The 19,619-nt window shown below is 42.9% G+C and carries 16 protein-coding genes and 1 other annotated feature; of the genes, 6 read left to right on the top strand and 10 right to left on the bottom strand.

The window, feature by feature from the left end; genetic code table 11:
* Positions 1-63 precede the first annotated feature (63 nt).
* From ACSQ8P_RS15450 to ACSQ8P_RS15440, 3 genes are all read right to left on the bottom strand, one after another.
* Positions 64-2,169 (bottom strand): PAS domain S-box protein, encoded by a 2,106-nt coding sequence (locus tag ACSQ8P_RS15450; protein WP_436235989.1) that lies wholly within the window; start codon positions 2,167-2,169, stop codon positions 64-66.
* Positions 2,170-2,308: 139 nt separating this feature from the next.
* The gene (locus ACSQ8P_RS15445; protein ID WP_436235988.1) at positions 2,309-2,758 is read right to left on the bottom strand and encodes a CBS domain-containing protein; all 450 of its coding nucleotides are present in this window, start codon (positions 2,756-2,758) and stop codon (positions 2,309-2,311) included.
* 67 nt (positions 2,759-2,825) lie between these two features.
* Positions 2,826-3,995: a M20 family metallopeptidase gene (locus ACSQ8P_RS15440; RefSeq protein WP_436235987.1), complete on the bottom strand. Its 1,170-nt coding sequence runs from the start codon at positions 3,993-3,995 to the stop codon at positions 2,826-2,828.
* 206 nt (positions 3,996-4,201) lie between these two features.
* On the opposite strand from ACSQ8P_RS15440, the gene ACSQ8P_RS15435 reads away from it, so the two are divergent.
* Together ACSQ8P_RS15435 and ftsW are read left to right on the top strand one after the other, a co-directional pair.
* Positions 4,202-4,549, top strand: coding sequence for a YugN family protein (locus ACSQ8P_RS15435; protein WP_056612435.1), 348 nt, complete (start codon positions 4,202-4,204; stop codon positions 4,547-4,549).
* Between the two features lie 12 nt (positions 4,550-4,561).
* Entirely contained in the window at positions 4,562-5,740 is a 1,179-nt protein-coding gene (gene ftsW, locus ACSQ8P_RS15430) for a putative lipid II flippase FtsW (RefSeq protein WP_436235986.1), read from the top strand.
* A gap of 34 nt (positions 5,741-5,774) precedes the next feature.
* Here ftsW and ACSQ8P_RS15425 read toward each other — a convergent pair whose 3' ends face one another.
* Positions 5,775-6,152, bottom strand: coding sequence for an Asp23/Gls24 family envelope stress response protein (locus ACSQ8P_RS15425; RefSeq protein ID WP_436235985.1), 378 nt, complete (start codon positions 6,150-6,152; stop codon positions 5,775-5,777).
* A 161-nt stretch (positions 6,153-6,313) separates the two neighbouring features.
* Here ACSQ8P_RS15425 and cax point away from each other — a divergent pair, with 161 nt between their 5' ends.
* The gene (gene cax, locus ACSQ8P_RS15420) at positions 6,314-7,360 is read left to right on the top strand and encodes a calcium/proton exchanger (RefSeq protein ID WP_436235984.1); all 1,047 of its coding nucleotides are present in this window, start codon (positions 6,314-6,316) and stop codon (positions 7,358-7,360) included.
* Positions 7,361-7,397: 37 nt separating this feature from the next.
* Here cax and ACSQ8P_RS15415 read toward each other — a convergent pair whose 3' ends face one another.
* The 4 genes from ACSQ8P_RS15415 to ACSQ8P_RS15400 form a co-directional block, all read right to left on the bottom strand.
* On the bottom strand, positions 7,398-7,685 hold the full coding sequence (locus tag ACSQ8P_RS15415) for a DUF1507 family protein (protein ID WP_436235983.1): 288 nt from the start codon (positions 7,683-7,685) through the stop codon (positions 7,398-7,400).
* A 123-nt stretch (positions 7,686-7,808) separates the two neighbouring features.
* Positions 7,809-8,057, bottom strand: coding sequence for an HPr family phosphocarrier protein (locus ACSQ8P_RS15410; RefSeq protein WP_436235982.1), 249 nt, complete (start codon positions 8,055-8,057; stop codon positions 7,809-7,811).
* Between the two features lie 116 nt (positions 8,058-8,173).
* Positions 8,174-8,857 carry a TVP38/TMEM64 family protein gene (locus tag ACSQ8P_RS15405; protein ID WP_436235981.1) on the bottom strand — a complete coding sequence of 228 codons (684 nt, stop codon included), beginning with the start codon at positions 8,855-8,857 and terminating at the stop codon, positions 8,174-8,176.
* A gap of 203 nt (positions 8,858-9,060) precedes the next feature.
* Positions 9,061-11,046 carry a sensor domain-containing diguanylate cyclase gene (locus ACSQ8P_RS15400; RefSeq protein ID WP_436235980.1) on the bottom strand — a complete coding sequence of 662 codons (1,986 nt, stop codon included), beginning with the start codon at positions 11,044-11,046 and terminating at the stop codon, positions 9,061-9,063.
* Positions 11,047-11,398: 352 nt separating this feature from the next.
* Here ACSQ8P_RS15400 and rpsD point away from each other — a divergent pair, with 352 nt between their 5' ends.
* Positions 11,399-11,998: a 30S ribosomal protein S4 gene (rpsD, locus tag ACSQ8P_RS15395; protein ID WP_056612460.1), complete on the top strand. Its 600-nt coding sequence runs from the start codon at positions 11,399-11,401 to the stop codon at positions 11,996-11,998.
* Between the two features lie 53 nt (positions 11,999-12,051).
* Here rpsD and tyrS read toward each other — a convergent pair whose 3' ends face one another.
* On the bottom strand, positions 12,052-13,311 hold the full coding sequence (tyrS, locus tag ACSQ8P_RS15390; RefSeq protein WP_436235979.1) for a tyrosine--tRNA ligase: 1,260 nt from the start codon (positions 13,309-13,311) through the stop codon (positions 12,052-12,054).
* Between the two features lie 51 nt (positions 13,312-13,362).
* Positions 13,363-13,639: a binding site (T-box leader), on the bottom strand.
* 127 nt (positions 13,640-13,766) lie between these two features.
* Here tyrS and ACSQ8P_RS15385 point away from each other — a divergent pair.
* Positions 13,767-16,916: a transglycosylase domain-containing protein gene (locus tag ACSQ8P_RS15385; protein WP_436235978.1), complete on the top strand. Its 3,150-nt coding sequence runs from the start codon at positions 13,767-13,769 to the stop codon at positions 16,914-16,916.
* A 108-nt stretch (positions 16,917-17,024) separates the two neighbouring features.
* On the opposite strand, the gene acsA is transcribed toward ACSQ8P_RS15385, so the two are convergent.
* Complete coding sequence (gene acsA, locus ACSQ8P_RS15380) at positions 17,025-18,749, bottom strand: acetate--CoA ligase (protein ID WP_436235977.1); 1,725 nt, start codon at positions 18,747-18,749, stop codon at positions 17,025-17,027.
* A 221-nt stretch (positions 18,750-18,970) separates the two neighbouring features.
* Here acsA and ACSQ8P_RS15375 point away from each other — a divergent pair, with 221 nt between their 5' ends.
* Positions 18,971-19,609 (top strand): GNAT family N-acetyltransferase, encoded by a 639-nt coding sequence (locus ACSQ8P_RS15375; protein WP_436235976.1) that lies wholly within the window; start codon positions 18,971-18,973, stop codon positions 19,607-19,609.
* The last annotated feature ends 10 nt before the right edge of the window (positions 19,610-19,619 follow it).

The raw sequence follows: 19,619 nt of genomic DNA, 5'->3' as shown, positions 1-19,619 counted from the left end.
CATCTTGTCGCAGATTGACTACCTTATTGCGAACTTTGACAGTTACACGTCATTGGGACAAGTTTACTGAACATAAGCCGGTAATTGAATGTTTACCGTTGTTCCAACCCCAAGCTTACTTTGATAGCGGATAAACCCATGATGCTCCTCTATGATCGTAAAGCTTACCATCATACCAAGGCCCGTCCCTTTTTCCTTTGTCGTATAGAAAGGCTCACCAATTCGCGGCAGTCTATCCTCCGAAATGCCTTGGCCCTGATCGACAAACTCCAAAACGACGTCATTACCTTGCACTTGTGCTGCAATGATCAAAGTACCGCCAGAAGGCATTGCTTCGATCGCGTTTTTGATGACATTTACGAAAACTTGCTTTATTTGATTGCGCTCACATTTGACCACAGGAAGATGCGATTTAGCTCTTAGCATAATCTCAACATTATTCATGATGGCTTCCGTATTTAACAATTGAATCACTTCTTCAAGTATTGTTACAGGATCATGAGGCATGTAGGCAACTGCTTGCGGCTTCGCGAGGATCAGAAGCTCGCCTAGAATCAGTTCAATGCGAATAAACTCTTCTTGCATAATGTGATAATATCGCAGTTTACTCTCTTCGTTTGCATGGCACATCAGTTTCACAAAGCCCTTCAGCGCTGTCAGCGGATTGCGAATCTCATGTGCGATACCAGCCGCCAATTGGCCAGCCACATGCAATTTCTCCGTTTTCCTGAGTAGTTCCTCCGTCTGTTTCTGAACCGTAATGTCCTGAACAGTTCCGAATAAACACAGTGCTCTTCCCCACTCGTCATACGTCGTTCTTGCTAGGGTATGCAAAATTCGCACATCCTCTCCAATCACAACCCGATAGACAAGATCCAATGATCCTTCATGAAGAGCATTTTTGATAGCTGTCTTAGATTTAATCAGGTCATCGGGGTGAATACTTTCAAGAAGTCCTTCCATAGGCATCTGTTTCACAGGATCTTTACAACCGAATAATGCAGTCAACTCGTCCGATAAATACACCACATTATTGAGTACATCCCACTCATAATGCCCCAAACCTGCAATCTCTTGAGCAATTTCTAATTTGGCTTTACTTTGGATGAGCTCATGCTCAATTCGCTTGTGAATGGTAATATCATGAACCAGTCCCCGAACTGCCATGCGCCCCCCATCTAGCACCACTCGCTCAATTTGGGATCGTAAATGGCGCACTTCCCCATCATCACGTGTAATTCTGTATTCTATATCTGACGATCCACGCAGTACTGTTTGTTTGATTGAAAGTGCTACCTTCTCACGATCATCTAGCACAATGGGATCAATTGCTTTACTCAAATCAATCCTTAAAGCAGGTTCAAGACCATAAATCCTAAACATCTCGTCCGACCACGTAATCGAATCTTCTTCCAAATTTCGTTCAAAGCTGCCGAATTGACCTAATCGCTGAGCTTGTATGAATCGTTCTTCAACGATCTTTCGTTCAGAGATATCTCGCCAAATACCGACATTTTGGCTGCGTTCCCCCCATTCGTCCAACAACCACTTGAAATTGTTCTCGAACCATACATACCAACCCTTCTTGTGAAGGAATCGACAGGTTATTGTTCCTTGGTCTTCCATCGCGTACTCATTTTCTAACTTGAAAATTTTCTTCAGTCCATCGATATCCTCGGGATGGCAAAAAGCCATTACATTAGCTCCGTACATCTCCTCTAGTTCATATCCTAGAAGGCTTTTAATCGAGGCCGAAACATAAAGTAGAATACCTTCCTTAGCTGTCAATGTAATGAGATCTTGTACATAGTCTGTATATTTTTGATATAGATCATTTTCAATGGCTAAATGATTTGTAAGCATCTCTGTTTTACGGATAATAATTTGTAAGTTGTCACCAACCGGATACGCATTTACATAAATCCATTGGTTCGAAGGCTTCACATATTCCTTAAAAGCAATTTCTTTCCCATTTCTCCGCGCGTCATGAAAATGACTATACGTTGCATGCCTAATTGAAGCGGGAAATTCGGTCCAGGCCATTTTACCAAGAAGTTCTTCAGGTGATCGATTTAATACACTTGCGCCATATTCATTTGCGTATATAAAATGCCAGTTTGAATCTAGAATGATAAAACCAATAGAAGTATTGTCTTCAAACATGTCCATCTTTTCTATACGGACCCCCTTCACCCATTTCGCCTCTAATTATCGCTTACATGGATGTACCTCGTAAAGAGAATTAGAGAAAAAAAGCAGCCTTCCCACAGAATTTGGGAAAGCTGCTTTATATCTAGGATGAGTTTGTTTAATGACTACCCACGAGAGTGCGTTCTTGCGAAATTCGGCTTAGTGCTTCGCCAGCCTCGTCTTCAAAACTGCCTCTTACAGCCAAATCACCAATAGCTACAATACCGACAAGCTCACCATTTTCGACAACCGGCAATCGCCTAATTTGATTTTGTGCCATGATTTTCGCGGCCTCTTCAACAGACGTATTAGGATCAACGGTGACCATATTTTTCGTCATAACAGTTTCCACAGCCGTTGACCCTGAATGTTTCTCCGCATAGCCCCGGACAACCAGATCCCGGTCAGTTACTCCCCCTATGAACTTGTTCCCATCTAGAACCCCAACAAATCCAATGTCGTGCTGTTTCATTTTCAAAGCAATCTCAAACACATTATCCAGCAAGGTAACCGTCACGCAGTCTTTACTCATAATGTCCTTCACTTGTTTATCTGGCAATTTCATCATCCTCCTTGGTGTCATGTTAGGCAATACATAATTGCTACATTAGCATTCACCAAAGTACGGAGGGTATTCATTCCATATAATCCAAGGCCATAGACAGGAGTAAATTCGCTGCATTTAGCATAGATCTTTCATCTATATCGAACTTCGGATGATGGTGGGGATATACGATGCCCGCTTCCACATTACCAGCACCTACGAACATAAAGCAGCCTGGCTTCTCTTGCAAATAATAGGAAAAGTCTTCTCCGGCCATAATAAGAGGGGATTCATGTACAGCCTCCTCACCAAACAAAGCTGTGCCTACTTGAAAAAAACGAGCCGCTTCGTTAGCATCATTTATTACGGTCGGATAGCCAAGCTTATAATCCAGCTCGTAAGTTGCTTGAGACATGTCACAAGTAGCCTGTACAATTCTTTCCATGCGTGTTCTCACTTCTTGTCTTAACTCTGGATTGAAGGTCCGTACAGTTCCATTCAGTACACTTGTTTCAGCAATTACATTGAAGCTAGTACCGCCATGGAATGAGCCTACGCTGACAACACAAGGCTCAACAGGGTCAACTTGACGGCTCACAATCGATTGCAAATTAACGACTAATTGTGAGGCGACGTACACACTATCAATCGTTTGGTGGGGCAAACCGCCATGTCCGCCTTTCCCTTGTATGCGAATGGTAAATTCATCTGGCGCGGCCATAAAAGCCCCGGATCGCGTGTAGACATGACCAACTGGGAAGGGTGTCCATAAGTGAACGCCGAACACAGCATCTACACCATCCAGCGCGCCGTCTTTGATCATCGAGTCAGCTCCACCTGGTGAAATTTCTTCGGCATGCTGGAATAGAAAGACCAAATTCCCTTTGAGCTCCGTCCGATGCATGCTTGCAACCTTGGCAATTCCGAGCAAAGTTGATGTATGTGCATCATGTCCACAGGCATGCATGATCCCGTTCTTAGTTGATGTATACTCACAGTTCTTCTCATCTTGAATTGGTAGAGCATCCATGTCTGCACGCAGAGCAACCGTCGGTCCCTCGCCGTTGCCGCGAAGCAAACCAACAACACCGTTCCCGCCTACGCCAGTACGCACTTCAATGTCCCAGCTTAGCAAATGCTTCGCTACAAATTCTGCAGTCTGATATTCATGGTAGGAAAGCTCAGGATGCTGATGTAAATAACGTCTCCATCCCACCATCTCTTCATAAATGGCTTGGAGATCTTCATGAAAATGATTCATAAGTTCATCCACCTCCTAAGGCGTGATCACCTAACTATATATCTAAAATGATCTCTTGAAACCTATTCTATCAAATATCAATCATGGTTTCATCTCTAAAGTGCCATCAAATATTAGAATTTACAGATGGCAATCGACTTGCAGAACTATTAGAAACATACTATCATGAGAAAAGAATGCATACGTACAATATGGAGGCGTTAAAATTGATTATTGAAGCAACTGGCTTAAAAGGCCTGAAAAGCGATTTGGCTCACTTGGACGAAGTAACAACTAAACTTGGTTTCGTTCGCTGGCAATGGGAATATACCCGTGCTACTTACGATTTTAAAATGGAAGATAAAGCAAGCAAAGCTGTTTACTTCTTACGTGTAAATGCACGAGTAGAAACAGGTAAGCTAGAATCTCCTTATGCGGTATTATATCTAGAGGAAGCTTACATAGGCAAAGAAACGTTCCCACATGGCTTGGACTACAATTCTCCAATCCCAGAGAACGTATTAAAGATCTCCAAACAAAAATTAGACCAACTGCAACAATTATTAGCAGACTAGGCGAGAATCAGCATGAATCCCCCTCGAAGAGGAACGCCGGATTTTCTGCTGCTCTTATTAACCTTTGTGTTGGTCTGTTTTGGTTTAGTTATGGTGTTCAGCGCAAGCTCAATGACAAGTGCCTATCGGTGGGACGACCCATGGTTCTTTACGAGAAAGCAGATAGTTGCTGTCGGGATCGGCACGATTGGCATGTTATTTTGCATGAATATCCATTACACGAAGTTAAAGAAGCTCGTTATCCCTGCTTTCTTCTTCATTGTACTTGGCTTAATCTTCGTCGTTTTTACGAGTAAAGCGAATGGGGCAAGCAGCTGGTACTCACTTGGCAGATACGGGATACAACCGACGGAGTTTGCCAAATTAATTGTCGTTCTCTACTTAGCATCGCTGATCAGTAATAAAGAAGAGAAATTTAGAAATTTTCGTAAGGGATTACTCCCTGCTATCTTGATTGTAGGCTTCGTGTGCGGTTTGATCCTCTTACAGCCCGATTTCGGTTCCTGTATGATTCTCTTAGCGTGCTCAGCCATTGTCATCATGGTCGGTGGTTCTAACCTCAAGCATATCTTTTATCTTGGAACTATTCTTACGATTTTTCTTGGTATTGCCATTCTCTTGTACTTGTTATTAGGCGACACTGACTCTAACTTTAGACTCAATCGAATAACATCATTTATGGATCCATTCGCTGATCCACAAGGCTCAGGCCTGCAAGTTGTGCAATCCTTGTACGCATTCGGGCATGGCGGATTAACTGGCGCCGGATTCGGACAAGGTATCCAGAAGCTTCACTATTTACCGGAAGCACATAACGATTTCATCTTTGCAATTATTGGCGAGGAGCTCGGATTTATTGGCAGCTCTCTCTTCCTTCTCATCTATTTAATCTTCATTTGGCGAGGGATTCTAATTGCAGTACGTTGCCCAGACATGTTCGGGATGTTATCCGGTGTAGGAATCATGGTCATGTTCGCCATACAAGCCTTTATTAATATCGGCGGCGTCACCAATACGATTCCACTTACAGGTGTAACACTGCCATTCATCTCAGCAGGCGGCTCTTCTATGATGGTCTCTCTCATCAGTATGGGGGTTATTCTCGGGATTTCTCGTGAACAATCCTACAAAGAATTACCAGCTTCACAAAAAACGCAGAAAACCCATAAAAAGAGACCCTTATCGACATAATATAACGTCGATAGGGTCTTTTTTTTCACTGGGCTTATTTAACTCGAAGCTGATCTTCTGTTTCTTCTTCGGTAAATGCGACACCCTCTACCTTCACATTGACTTCCACAACATTTAACCCCGTCATATTTTCAACGGCTTCCCGAACGTTCTCTTGGAGATCTCTGCAAACATCCTGAATTCGGGAGCCATATTTAATGATCACTCGTAAATCAATCGCTGCTTCAACTTGTCCTACCTCAACAGAAACGCCTCGCTGCACATTTTTACCACTTAGACGCTTAGCTAAGCCTTCTGAGATACCACCTGACATGCCCGCGATGCCTGCTGTTTCCAAGGCCGCTAGCCCTGCAATTGTCGATACTACGTCATCAGAAATTCGAATTAAGCCGGTTTGATTGTCTTCGGACATACGGATCACTCCCTAAACTTGGTATAAATCTATTGTAATAAGAACAAAAGCTTAAAGCAAGAACTGCCTGCTTGTATCCATTTTAATTTACTTTGGTACGCAAAGTAGGTATATTAAAAGAAGTGAAAAATTTCCATTACATTAGAGTCGGAGGGTTCCCATTGAAAGGAAAATTGTTCTACATAGGCTTGCTAGTTTCTTTCGTAGCAGCCGGAATCGTGCATTACATGCACCTAAATACAACACTGCAATTCGTAATCGCATGTATCGCCATCGTTTTTGTGGCTGGTTTCTTAGGAAAAGCAACAGAAAGCGTTGCTCATTATGCGGGAGACCGCATGGGTGGCTTCCTCAATGCAACATTCGGAAATGCTGCCGAACTCATCATCGCCTTCTTTCTAGTACGAGATGGTCTGTACGATGTAGTCAAGGCTAGCCTCACCGGTGCCATTATCGGAAATTTACTACTTGTTCTTGGTTTGAGTATATTCGCAGGTGGACTCAAATTCAAAGAGCAATCTTTCAACATTAAACTCGCTTCTCACAATTCCTCGTTGATGATCCTTGGTGTTGTCGCTCTTTTCATACCTGCTATCTTTACAGGCGGTTTGACGACCAAAGAAACATCCTCCATGAGTATGATCGTAGCTATTATCCTTATAGTCGCTTATCTACTCTGGCTGTTCTTCTCCATGGTGACGCACAAGAATGTACTTTCCGATGAAGCCATTGAACACGGTGAGGCGGCTTGGTCCAAAGGCACTTCCGTCCTTTTCCTTATCTTGGCTACTGCAATGGTTGCCTTTACGAGTGAATGGTTAGTAGGAACACTTGAAGAAGTAACGCATAAATTTGGGCTTTCCGAATTATTTGTCGGTGCTTTCCTGATTGCCATTATCGGTAATGCGGCTGAGCATAGCGCAGCTGTCATGATGGCTATGAAGAATAAAATGGGCGCAGCTGTCGAGATTGCGATCGGAAGCTCTTTACAAATCGCCTTATTCGTCGCGCCGGTGCTGATTATTCTAAGCTTCTTCATGAGTGGAACACCAATGAACATTGTCTTTACCACTTACGAGATCGCTGCAATCGGCGTCGCCGTTTTCATCACAAAATCCATAACACAAGATGGATCTACAAACTGGTATGAAGGACTTCTTCTCTTGTTCGTCTATATCATCCTTGGTGTCGTATTCTTTTTAGTATAATGACATATACACAAACAAAAAAAGTAACCCCTCGGGGTTACTTTTTATTGTTCAACGCTTCATACAGCTGCGCAAGATTACGTTCAAGCTTATTGAGAATTTGTTTGCCTGGTGATTCGGAGATCAGTCCCGCTCGAATGGCAAAATCAATTTCTCTCGATAGTCCGTACATTTGCGTATCTAGTACCTCTTCGTAAAGTGGACATTGACGTGTCGTCAAGTTTTCCATCTGAACTTCGATCAGCTTTTCGATTTTATCTGCATCTTCTTGAAGAAGATTAAGCGCCTTTTGATTCATATCCAGCAATAAATCAGATGAAGACATTCCCAACTTCCCCCTATACGCAAAGTCATCCGTCCTTATATGATCTATATTAAGCGAAATTGCCGTAATATACAAGAGAAGGTACCCTCAGAGATTCTGAGAATACCTTCTCTCGTTTCAAAACTAATCTTGAACGACGTTTACGCCTAGATTATGCTTAGCAAATACTTCAGCCATAGCTGCTTTCGCTTCATCAGCATCCGGCCCATGAACGTGTAAATCATAGTTGCTGGAGCTAAGTAGCGTTGTAAACAAACCAAGGATACTTTTTACATCGATATACTTATTGTCGTATTGAAGAACGATAGATGATCTGAATTTATTAGCTGTTTGGGAAATCTCAACAATTGCTGCATTATTGGCACTTGGCATATTTCATTCCTCCATTATAGTCGCGTAATGAGTTGGTTGTCTTGCTTCCTCTATGATAACTTGGAATAGGAAGGGAAAGCAACTACAAAATTTCCTGCATTCTCCATGTAAGCCCTTTATTTCGTCTTTGGCGCTAGTGCCCTCTTCACACTATTTCCTAGGAATACTAACAAGACCAATATCCCAAGCAATAAGAGCAATCTCCCCTTATATCTCTGAAAATGAAATAGATCATGCGCGATCATCGACTCGAGGAATACAATTGGGAGCTTCCCCAGTAGTGTGCCCCATAAGAAATGCCGAAATTTCATTCGAGTTAGACCTGCGGAGAAGTTAATCGCAGAAGATGGCAATATCGGGATCAAGCGTCCGATTAATACATAGAAAAAGCCGTGCCTCTCCATCCGCTTACTAAATTGCGTTACGATCGGAAAACGCTCCAGTTTCTTTTCTACCCAAGCATGTCCATAATAACGTGCAAAATAAAAGGAAGCAACGGCTCCTAAGCACGACATTACATAGTTCACAAGAAATCCCATTTTAATTCCAAATATCGCAACGTTAGTACCCGCTACGAGAACGAACGGAATAAAAGGAAAGAATGTTTGGAAGAAAATCAAACTCATTCCAATTATTTTGCCAGGCCAGCCGATGTCCCTCAAATGTCCGGACAATTGCCGCATATTACTATGTGCAAGTTTAATGCCTACAGGATTAAAGAAGAAGAAATATAGCAAGCCAACGAGCACAATAAAAATACAAATAAGCAATCCTGTACGTTTACTTTTTAATGCCGACAAAATTCGACCATCCTCCCTTAGACCAAATCATTGTAACATGTTACAACAGGTTCAGGAAGAGCAAACAAGTGATCGTCATCCTCTCACATTGCTCATTGGATTGAGAAATACCTTCAACTGGATACATCCGATTGTATTCTCCACTTCGCCTACCTGATGTATAAAGAAGAAGGTGCCTGTCCGAAGACAAGCACCAATATGCGTCAACCGATTTGAATTTGATTACGGCCATTATGTTTGGCCTGATAAAGAGCCATATCTGCTCGGTAAAAGAGTGACTCTACACTTATCTTATCCTCTTCCCAATTCCAATCCGATACACCGCAGGACACCGTAACTTGAGGCTGCGTCTCCTCCATTACACGCCTCCGAATACGCTCAGCAATCCGAATCGCCTGATCCTTGGACACTTGAGGCAAATAGACAGCTAGCTCTTCTCCACCCCATCTAGCCGCGATATCCCTCTCTCTAATACTGGACTTGATGATCTGGCTAACATGAATAAGTATCTTATCACCAATTTGATGACCATACGTGTCATTCACTTTCTTGAAGTTATCAATATCAACGACAATAAGAGACCCGCAGAAGTCTTTCTTCTGCATCAAATTCGCTTGTTCATCCAAATAATGCCGCGCATAGAGCCCCGTTAAATTATCCGTAATCACCATTCGTTTCACTTCAGCATGTAAGGAGGCGTTCGTCATGGCTAATCCGATATGGCTAGAGAGCACTTGCAAGAGCTTATAATTGTCATACGAGAAGAAGTTGGGCAAACGATGTACGATGAGGATTACTCCTTCTACGTTACCGTTTACAAGAATGGGTGAACCAATAAGTGAGCGAGAATTCGTTCGTTGCATCAAGCTAGAATTCACTTTATCATTACTCCAATAATCGGAAATAATGATCGGTTCTTTAGTCGAGTAAATCAGACCTGAGAAACCTTGATCAAGTGTAAATGTCTCATGAAACATGGCAGGTAAGTTCGTAGCTTGAACAATAAGTTGATCGCTATCTTTGGCGTTTTGAAGGATACAGCTATAATCAGCACCAAAGATATTTAAAATTTCACTAGAAGCTGAATTGAAAATTTCATTTAGACGTAAACTTTGATTAAGCTGTTTGGTAATTTCATTAATGAGTCGCAATTCGTTAATCATCAGGTTCGATTGCTCGTACAATTTCGCATTTTCAAAAGCTGTACCTGCAGAGTCCGCCAATAACGAAATGAATTGTAAATCCGACGCATCAATCTGTTCATCCGTAAACTCCATGTACAGAACACCATACACGCCTTGTTTCCCTGATAATGGTGCCGCGATGTTGCCCGAGCTTGAAGCGCTCCCCAATGTGGTTGGCTCAAAGATTACTTGACCTTCCATGAAAGCTCGCGTTCGAATATCTGACTCTGTCCGTTGGAAATTCAACGGCTTAACGGACAAATTCGTTGAATCATTATCTTGTGAGAGAAGTAAATCAACACGCGTGTTGGGGTATACACGCCCCAGACAATCAATAACTTCTGTCAAAACAGAATGTACATCAATCTTCGCAAGGAGTTTCTTCGATGCTTCAAAAAGAATTACATGCTTCTTGGATTCCATTTCCTTCAAATGATGAAGGTTATTTAAACGATCATACTTTCTACGTTCCTCAACAATTTGGATGGAGCTTTGAAAGGAAAGTGCAAGACTATATAGCAACTGCGCTAAATTTTCCATATTTGTACGAGATTGGGTAAAAAGACCTAAATAAAATTGAACCTTGCCATGATTATCCAAAATGGGTGTAACAGCAATCAAATACGCTTTAAGTTCTCGAACGTGCCAGTCATCGCCATTCATCAATTGCAAATGACCTGCACTTTCACAACGGGCAAGCGGATTATCTCCTTGATCTGCAATTTTCCACGAGATACCTGGTTGCAAGTAATTGCCTATCGAAGGCGTGTCATTCATACAAGAGTCGATCACACAGAGATGTTCGTTTGCGCACAACAGCGCAGTTTGCGAAGGCAGCATGTTCGGACCGAATTGCTGATTCCAGTTTTCAAATACTTGGTGTAAGTTTGGGGTTGCCTGCAAACCCTCGTAAGAAAAGTTGCCAGAAAGTATAAAGCCTTGCCGAAGAAACACGTCAAAGTGTTCTGCGCGGCTATGCTTTTGTATACTGCGAAGTTCACTCATAGGCTCTCCTTCACTCTCTAACAAATAGTCCTGAAGTACCAATTTAAAAACCACTTTCCCCTATCATACTATTTTTTCACATCTATTGCACGATATTTTCCTCTCATTCTGACGATGAGAGACTTGACACTTGCCCCTGTTTTTAATAAAATTAGAAGTCGAGTAACACCATGATTTCGGTGAATGCCATTTGTGATCACCCTCACTGCTTTTGCTCCTGACAAGACAGCGGCTGAACTACTCTTGACAGGGAATCACTTTATGATTCGTAAGCAAAATCGGGCACTTGTCTTCACCCTGACATCTAGATGCTATTTACAAACTAATTGTCATGAGAAGGAGTTTTCCCCATATGTCACGTTATACAGGACCTAAATTCAAATTAAGCCGTCGTGTTGGTATTTCCTTGAGCGGTAACGGTAAAGACTTGAAACGCCCATTCCCTCCAGGTCAGCATGGCCCAGGACAACGCAAAAAAATGAGCGGTTACGGTGTACAATTGAACGAGAAGCAAAAACTTCGTCACATGTACGGTTTGAACGAAAAACAATTCCGCAACTTGTTCGACAAAGCTTCCAAGCTTAAAGGTATTGCCGGTGAAAACTTCATGGTATTGCTTGAAAGCCGCCTAGACAACTTGGTTTACCGTCTTGGTCTTTCCAACTCCCGTGCAGGTGCACGTCAACTCGTTGCTCATGGTCACGTAACTGTGAACGGCAAAAAAGTTGACATCGCTTCTTACATCGTATCCACTGGTGATGTGATTTCACTTCGTGAAAGAAGCAAAGGCCTTTCCACTGTGAAAGAAGCTCTTGCTAACCGTAACTACCTTCCAACTTACCTTGAGTTTAACGACGCAAGCGTAGAAGGTAAATACATCCGTTTACCAGAACGTTCCGAGCTTCCACAAGAAATTGACGAGAAACAAATCGTCGAGTTCTACAGCCGTTAATAAAAGCAACCCCCTTAGGGATTTCCCTAAGGGGGTTATTTTGTTATACAAGCCTATTCAAATTTGACGAGGAAGTAATTCTTTTTACCGCGGCGAATAATGAGATAGGAATCACCTAGTCGACCCAATTGTTTCGTCGTCGCTTCCAGATCAGTCACTTTAACACCATTTACCGTAACCGCTCCACTTTCAATGTCTTGACGCGACTGGCGCTTAGATGGTGCAGCACCTACAGAAATAAGAAGATCAATCAAAGCGACGTCATCTTGTTCTAATGTTGTTGAAGGTACATCTTTGAACGCTTCTTCGATTTCAACACGTGATAGTGATTGAATATCACCACTGAATAAGGCAGATGTGATATTAAGCGCACTCTCTAGCGCCTCTCCCCCATGAACAAGCTTCGTTACTTCGCGAGCCAGCACTTTCTGAGCTTCTCTCATCCCCGGCTGCGCTAACACTTCAGCTTCAAGTCGTTCAATTTCTTCATGAGATTCAAATGTGAAATATTTCAAGAATCGGATGACGTCATTATCAGCTGTTCCTAACCAGAATTGGTAGAACTGATACGGTGATGTTTTGTTAGCATCCAACCAGATAGCTCCGCCTTCTGTTTTACCAAACTTCTGCCCATCGCTCTTCGTAACAAGCGGCAATGTTACACCGAAAGCGCGACGATCCGTTGATTTGCCAATAAGCTCAAGTCCAGCTGTAATATTCCCCCATTGGTCACTTCCCCCAATTTGAACGGAACAGTTCTTCGTTTCATTCAACTTCAAGAAATCATAAGATTGGAGAATCATGTAACTGAACTCCGTAAACGAAATTCCTTTCGTAATACGTGAATCCACAGAATCCTTAGCCAACATATAGTTCACGGTAAAGTTTTTACCTACATCGCGTAAAAATTCAATCACATTCAGGGAGCCTAACCAATCATAATTGTTCACCAACTCAGCACTGTTTTCAATTTCAGTTGAGAAATCAAGAAAACGAGAGAGCTGGTTTTTAATACTTTGAGACCAAGCCTCAACGACTTCAGGTCCGTTCAGAGTACGTTCATTCGCCTTACCACTCGGATCACCAATAAGCCCCGTCCCACCGCCTACCAAAGCTAAAGGAACATGTCCAGCAAGCTGGAATCTTCTCAATGTTAAAATGGGAAGCAAACTGCCGATATGCAAGCTATCTGCTGTCGGATCAAAGCCGCAGTATAGGACAACGCGCTCTTCGCTCAGCTTTTTGTCCAGACCTTCTCTATCCGTAATTTGATGCAGCAAACCGCGAAACTCTAAATCCTTTAGAATACTCATGTGCAACCATCCTTTATTATGAAATGAAAAAACAAAAAAGCCTTCTTATCCCAAAGGGACGAGAAGACTTGACTCGCGGTACCACCCTAATTAAAACAGCAGTTACGTACATCTATAACGAAAGTCGTAGACACGGCGTGCTATTTTCACTCAAGAACCGATAACGAGGTTTAATCGGTAAATACTACTAGTGCAGGCAAATTCCTGCAGGTTCCCATTTACTGCTCAAGACCGTAATTCACTAACCTGCAGGTACCGATTCACACCATCCACCGGCTCTCTGAAAGCATCCACAAGCTACCTACTGCTGATCCATCAACGCATTTGTTCTTGTTATAACACAGGAATCTGATGCTTGTCAAACCAAGAACTGAACCCTTCTCCCATCAGCATTACCGCAAAAGGTGCAATTATGATATACTATTAGGGTTCATGTAAGGAGGATATTGGAACTTATGCGCAATTTTTTCGCGAAATTGAATCGTCCCTGGGTTAGAACAACATGTAAAGTAATTGGAATTTCATTAAAATGGGCCATTATTTGTGTATTTCTGGCTGGCCTGCTTGGTGGATCCGCCGCTTTCGGATATGTAAGTGCACTTGTCAAAAAAGATCCGATCCGCAGCGAAGATGCGATTCGACAACAAATGCAAGAGAATGCCATCACAGGATTCGCCTATTTTAATGATGATGCTGTGATTGGACAATTACGAACCGAAGAAGATCGACGTCTTGCACAACTCGAAGACATCCCGCAAAACCTGTTAGACGCCGTCCTTGCAATTGAGGATAAGGATTTCTACAATCACCGCGGCATCGATTTCCGTGGTCTCTACCGCGCAGTCACACAGAAGCTTCTAAATGAAGATGTGCAAACTGGTGGCAGTACCATCACGCAACAGCTAGCTAGACGTGTTTTCCTAACACTAGATCGCGATGACGGTCGAAAGGCAAGAGAGTTGCTGCTTGCACTTCGGATGGAACGGATCATGTCGAAGGATGAAATTTTACTTGCTTACCTAAACAAAATCCCATATGGCAATGGGGCAACTGGTTATAATCTATATGGCATTAAAGCCGCTGCCAAAGGTCTATTCAATATTGACGATTTAGCCAAATTGAATACTGCACAAGCCGCATATTTAGCCGGATTACCTCAATCTCCTTCGCAATATTCGGCTTTTACAAGTAAGCCGGCTTTCGATGAGGAAGGTTTCAAAAAAGCGGTAACGCGACAGCAGTTAGTATTAAAGCGGATGATGGAAGAAAACAAAATCACCAATGATCAATATCAAGACGCCTTGAAATTCGATCTCAAAGCTTCCATGCCAGCAGCAGCTCAAAAAGCGTATACGACCTACCCTTATCTAATGATCGAGACTGAGCAGGAAGCATCTGAAATTTTATTGAAGCTTCAACATCCTGAACTCGATCCGAAGACGAACCAAGCCGCTTATAATGAAGCACTCAAAAACATACATACACAACTGTTACGCGGCGGTTATCAAATCTACACCACGATTGATAAAACGATTTATGATTCGATGCATGAAATTTCAAGCAACGAGAAGAATTTTGCACCAACGGATGAGAAGAAAGGCGGCATTGAGCAGGTCGGCGCCATTATGATTGATTCCAAAACGGGAGCCATCCAGGGAATGATTGAAGGTCGTGACTTCTTCGATGAGCAGCTGAATCATGCTACACAAGCCTACAGACAGCCTGGATCTACAATGAAGCCAATTGCCGCTTATATCCCTGCTCTCGAAAAAGGGGTCTTGCAGCCAGCCTCCATCGTAGATGATATCCCAATCATTCTCAAAGACGGCGTTAAAGGCTTCCATCTGCCAGAGAACTGGGACCATAAATTCCATGGTCTAATGACTGCGCGAAGAGCTTTAAATCAGTCCTATAATATCCCAGCTATCGATGTATTCCTCAATAAAGTCGGCATCACGCAGGCATGGGATTTCGCTAAGAAATTAGGCATTACGTCTCTTACCAAAGAAGACAACACTGCACAAACCGGTGTTATAGGTGGTTTGAGTCGCGGAACCTCTGTCAAGGAATTAGCAGGTGCTTATGCGTCTATTCCGAATAAAGGTGTGTTTAATGCACCGTACTTAATTCGTGAAATTAAAGATTCAAATGGCAAAACCATCTATGCTCATGAACAGAAGCCCCAAACGGTGTACTCACCGCAAACTGCTTACCTAATAACGGATATGATGAAAACCGTCATTAGCAATGCTAGCCAAGGGACAGCTACTGATCTCATGAAAAAATTCAAATCATACGGCAAAATCGAGATCTCCGGGAAAACAGGATCCACACAGGATGACGCTGACGCTTGGTTCATGGGCTTTACCCCTGATGTAACAGTAGGTGTATGGATTGGTTATGATCAGCCGATTAATAAACTGTCATCCAAAACGGGCCAAACCAACCATGCAAAAGATATCTGGGCGCTCATCTTAAACAAAACAATTGAGCAAAAACCAAATCTTTTCCCGAACAAAACATTTGCAAAACCAGATGGTATCGTTTCAGCAACCGTCTCCAGCTTATCAGGCATGCTTCCGAGTGAACTGACAACAAGCTCCGAGCATCTGGTAACCGATATTTTCAACAAAAAGTTTTTACCTACAGAAACAGATAATGTCATGGTTAAAATGAAAATCAGCTCGCTGAATGGGCTCAATTACGTAGCTCAAGAAACAACACCTGCTGATTTCGTGCAAGAGAAGGTCGTTATTAAACGACAAAAATCAATCACGCAATTATTAAAAGAAATCGATGCAGCGATGCAAAAACTTCCTGAGAAAAGCAGAAAGCCTATCGATTTCTATAAGCCAACTGATTATGACGTAGATGCTCCTTCCGAAGTCGATCCAAGGGTTGATGATGGGAAAGTGCCTCCAGCGCCTCTCAACGTCGTGACAGTCAAATCAGGTGATACGGCGACAATTTCTTTCCAACCGAACGCAGACGCAGATATCGTAGGCTATCGCATTTATCGCTCAGATAATCAAGGCAAGTTCCAGCTCATGGGTGGAAAAGTCGTGCTTGCAGGCGCTGAAGCGAAGTTTGTTGATCAGCTTCAAACAGCAGCTATAACAGGCTACTATGTCACTGCTGTTGATGTAGCAGGTAAAGAATCTACACCAAGCCGATCCTCTTATACGGATGGAAGTTCTCTAGATTCATTAATAATCCCTGGTGTCGATAGCAATGGCAATCCACTGACAGATATTACCCTCCCATCGCCAGGAACTACAAATGGTGGAACGGGCACTGGTACTGGCACACCTACAGGCAAACCTGCATCAAAGGATGCTCCTTCTGCACCTACGGGCATCAAGGCAAAGGCTGAACAAGCTTCACTTGTCCTGACATGGAAAGCTAATGATGCCAAAGACAAGGTCAAACAGTATGTCGTGTACTTTAGTGATAAAGAAAAGGGCACTTACACGAAGCTAGGCACCGTTGAGAATGGAACTGAATTTCATTACTACGCTGCAGCGTTCAATGGCTATTACAAAATAACAGCCATCAATGAAGCCGGAGAATCAAAATTCTCTGCCACCATCGCTTATAACAAATAAGAGTAATTGAAGAAGAACCTGGCTGCTGCCAGGTTCTTCTTTTTTGATGTACAAAAAAAGCTTTCTCTGCACCACTGAGAGTACGGAGAAAGCTTTCAACGAACTTAATTAATCTTCAATTGTCGATAAGTCACCTGTCGGAAGGTTAAGCTCCCATGCTTTAAGCACACGGCGCATGATCTTCCCACTGCGTGTTTTTGGCAGTTTGTCCTTGAATTCAATCTCACGCGGTGCTGCGTGCGCAGAAAGACCTTCCTTGACGAACTTAGAAATTTCAGCTTTCAGTTCATCAGAAGCAACAAAGCCCTCACGCAACGCGATAAACGCTTTGATGATTTCTCCCCGCATAGGGTCTGGTTTCCCAATAACCCCAGCTTCAGCAACAGCTGGATGCTCAACAAGCTTGCTTTCTACTTCAAATGGACCAACGCGCTCTCCTGCTGTGTTAATCACATCATCAACTCGACCTTGGAACCAGAAATAACCATCCTCATCTTGATAAGCGGAATCACCGGAAACATACCAGCCTGTCAAACGGAAGTACTCTTCATATTTAGAGGGGTTGTTCCAAATTTTACGCATCATCGATGGCCAAGGCGTTTTGATGGCAAGATTCCCCATCCGATTCGGAGGCAGAACGTTCCCAGCATCATCGATAATGGCAGCATCAACACCCGGAATTGGACGACCCATAGAGCCTGGTTTAATCGTCATGGATGGATAGTTACAAATCAGCTGTCCGCCTGTCTCTGTCATCCACCACGTATCGTGAATACGTTGATTATAAACCTTCATACCCCATCTGACGACTTCCGGATTCAATGGTTCTCCAACACTCAATACATGACGAAGTGCCGACAAATCATAGCTCGCAGAAACATCATCGCCTGCCCCCATCAACATACGGAAAGCAGTTGGCGCACTGTACCAAACGGTTACTTTATATTTCTGAAGTGTATTGTACCAATCCTGTGGACTAAAACGTCCTCCGCGGATCACATTCGTCGCGCCATTCAACCATGGAGCGAAGATCCCGTAGGAAGTCCCTGTTACCCAACCCGGATCTGCCGTACACCAGTAGATGTCATCTTCTTTCAAATCAAGGACAATTTGTCCCGTATAATAGTGCTGCAACATCGCATTTTGAACGTGGAATACACCTTTCGGTTTCCCTGTTGACCCAGATGTATAATGAATAATTAATCCATCTTCACGGTCCAACCATTCAATTTCAAGCTCTGTAGAGGCGTTCGCCATTTCTTTATGATAATCAACTTGTCCTTCACCAAGCTCGATGTTCTCCCCAACTAGGATCACATGCTTCAAATGTGGAAGTTCATTGTAAGGCACACGTGATAATTGGCTAGGTGTAGTGATAATAGCAACCGCTTCACTATCCGCCAAACGATCTCGAACCGCTGTTTCCATGAAGGCTTCAAAAAGCGGTCCAACAACCGCGCCTACTTTGAGCGATCCAAGTAAAGAATAATACAGTTCAGGTGTCCGTGGCATGAAAATGAAAACTCTCTCACCTTTGCCAATGCCTAGATTTCTAAGCACATTTCCAAACTGATTGGATCTTTCTTTCATTTGTCCGAATGTAATCGTTTCATCACGCGTGCTGTCGCTGTAATATAAAGCAATTTTGTCCTTCTTGCCGCTTTCCGCATGACGGTCAATGGCTTCATATGCCATATTCACTTTGCCTGTTTCGTACCAGGAGAAGTTTTTCTCGATGTCTGCCCAATCAAATGTCGCATGTGTTTGTTCGTAATTAGCCATGTTTGGATTAAGGGATACTGATTTAATGAGTTCATCTTTAATTTGATCCATAAACGTAAAACCCTCCTCACGAAATAAACCGCTTTCACTTTACTGATGAATTCGAGCAAAATGTGATCGATTTTTGACATGTTCTATTATAACACACTCAGAATATTTCGCCTATGTTTAAGTTTTGCTATGATTTCAAACAAAAGTTTGGTATAAAAATACTATGAATCTTCGTAAAGGAAACGCCCATCATGCTGTTTTTTAGAAGGAGAGCCAAGGTTATGCAGCATATCAAAATCTACCACTCACAAAGCTTGCGCACTGCTCCCGATCAACCTGAAATTATAATTGAGGGTCCCGTTTCACCAGAAAAATTGCAGGAACTCACGATGCACACGAAGCTCGATGCCTTCCGTCGGCCGAAAGAACAACTCGAAGCACTCATCGAAATTGCTGGGTTACCTGAAGGACGAATTATTCTTGCGAGGGATGGAACCACCATTGTGGGTTACGTCACTTTCCATTATGCAGATGAAATTGAGCGATGGTCGCAAGGAAATATGAAGGATTTAATTGAACTCGGCGCCATTGAGGTCGCAGATGATTACAGATCGATTGGTTTAGGCAAAAAAATGATTCAGCTGGCATTTGAAGAAGAACAAATGGAAAATGTCATTTGCTTCACAACGGAATATTATTGGCATTGGGATTTGGAAACGAGTAAATTAACCGTTTGGGAATATCGTCAAATGATGGAGAAGCTCATGAAAAGCGTCGACATGATCTGGTTTGCAACCGATGATCCAGAGATTTGCTCACATCCCGCCAACTGTCTTATGGTGAGAATTGGGAAGCATGTCCCCATCTCATCCGTCGAGCAGTTTGATCGTGTGCGTTTTCAGCAGCGCTTTATGTATTAGCTCCATGAGA

Origin of the sequence: Paenibacillus sp. LjRoot153, from assembly GCF_964253085.1 — a bacterium.
Lineage (GTDB): Bacteria > Bacillota > Bacilli > Paenibacillales > NBRC-103111 > Paenibacillus_E.
Note: the sequence above shows the minus strand (reverse complement) of the source record. Positions and strands in the feature narration are given on the sequence as shown.

Coding starts and splice junctions, on each gene's coding strand:
- ACSQ8P_RS15450 (WP_436235989.1), bottom strand. CDS start 2,169: ATGGACATGTTTGAAGACAATACTTCTATTGGTTTTATCATTCTAGAT.
- ACSQ8P_RS15445 (WP_436235988.1), bottom strand. CDS start 2,758: ATGATGAAATTGCCAGATAAACAAGTGAAGGACATTATGAGTAAAGAC.
- ACSQ8P_RS15440 (WP_436235987.1), bottom strand. CDS start 3,995: ATGAATCATTTTCATGAAGATCTCCAAGCCATTTATGAAGAGATGGTG.
- ftsW (WP_436235986.1), top strand. CDS start 4,562: ATGAATCCCCCTCGAAGAGGAACGCCGGATTTTCTGCTGCTCTTATTA.
- ACSQ8P_RS15425 (WP_436235985.1), bottom strand. CDS start 6,152: ATGTCCGAAGACAATCAAACCGGCTTAATTCGAATTTCTGATGACGTA.
- ACSQ8P_RS15415 (WP_436235983.1), bottom strand. CDS start 7,685: ATGTCTTCATCTGATTTATTGCTGGATATGAATCAAAAGGCGCTTAAT.
- ACSQ8P_RS15410 (WP_436235982.1), bottom strand. CDS start 8,057: ATGCCAAGTGCCAATAATGCAGCAATTGTTGAGATTTCCCAAACAGCT.
- ACSQ8P_RS15400 (WP_436235980.1), bottom strand. CDS start 11,046: ATGAGTGAACTTCGCAGTATACAAAAGCATAGCCGCGCAGAACACTTT.
- rpsD (WP_056612460.1), top strand. CDS start 11,399: ATGTCACGTTATACAGGACCTAAATTCAAATTAAGCCGTCGTGTTGGT.
- tyrS (WP_436235979.1), bottom strand. CDS start 13,311: ATGAGTATTCTAAAGGATTTAGAGTTTCGCGGTTTGCTGCATCAAATT.
- ACSQ8P_RS15385 (WP_436235978.1), top strand. CDS start 13,767: ATGCGCAATTTTTTCGCGAAATTGAATCGTCCCTGGGTTAGAACAACA.
- acsA (WP_436235977.1), bottom strand. CDS start 18,749: ATGGATCAAATTAAAGATGAACTCATTAAATCAGTATCCCTTAATCCA.
- ACSQ8P_RS15375 (WP_436235976.1), top strand. CDS start 18,971: ATGCAGCATATCAAAATCTACCACTCACAAAGCTTGCGCACTGCTCCC.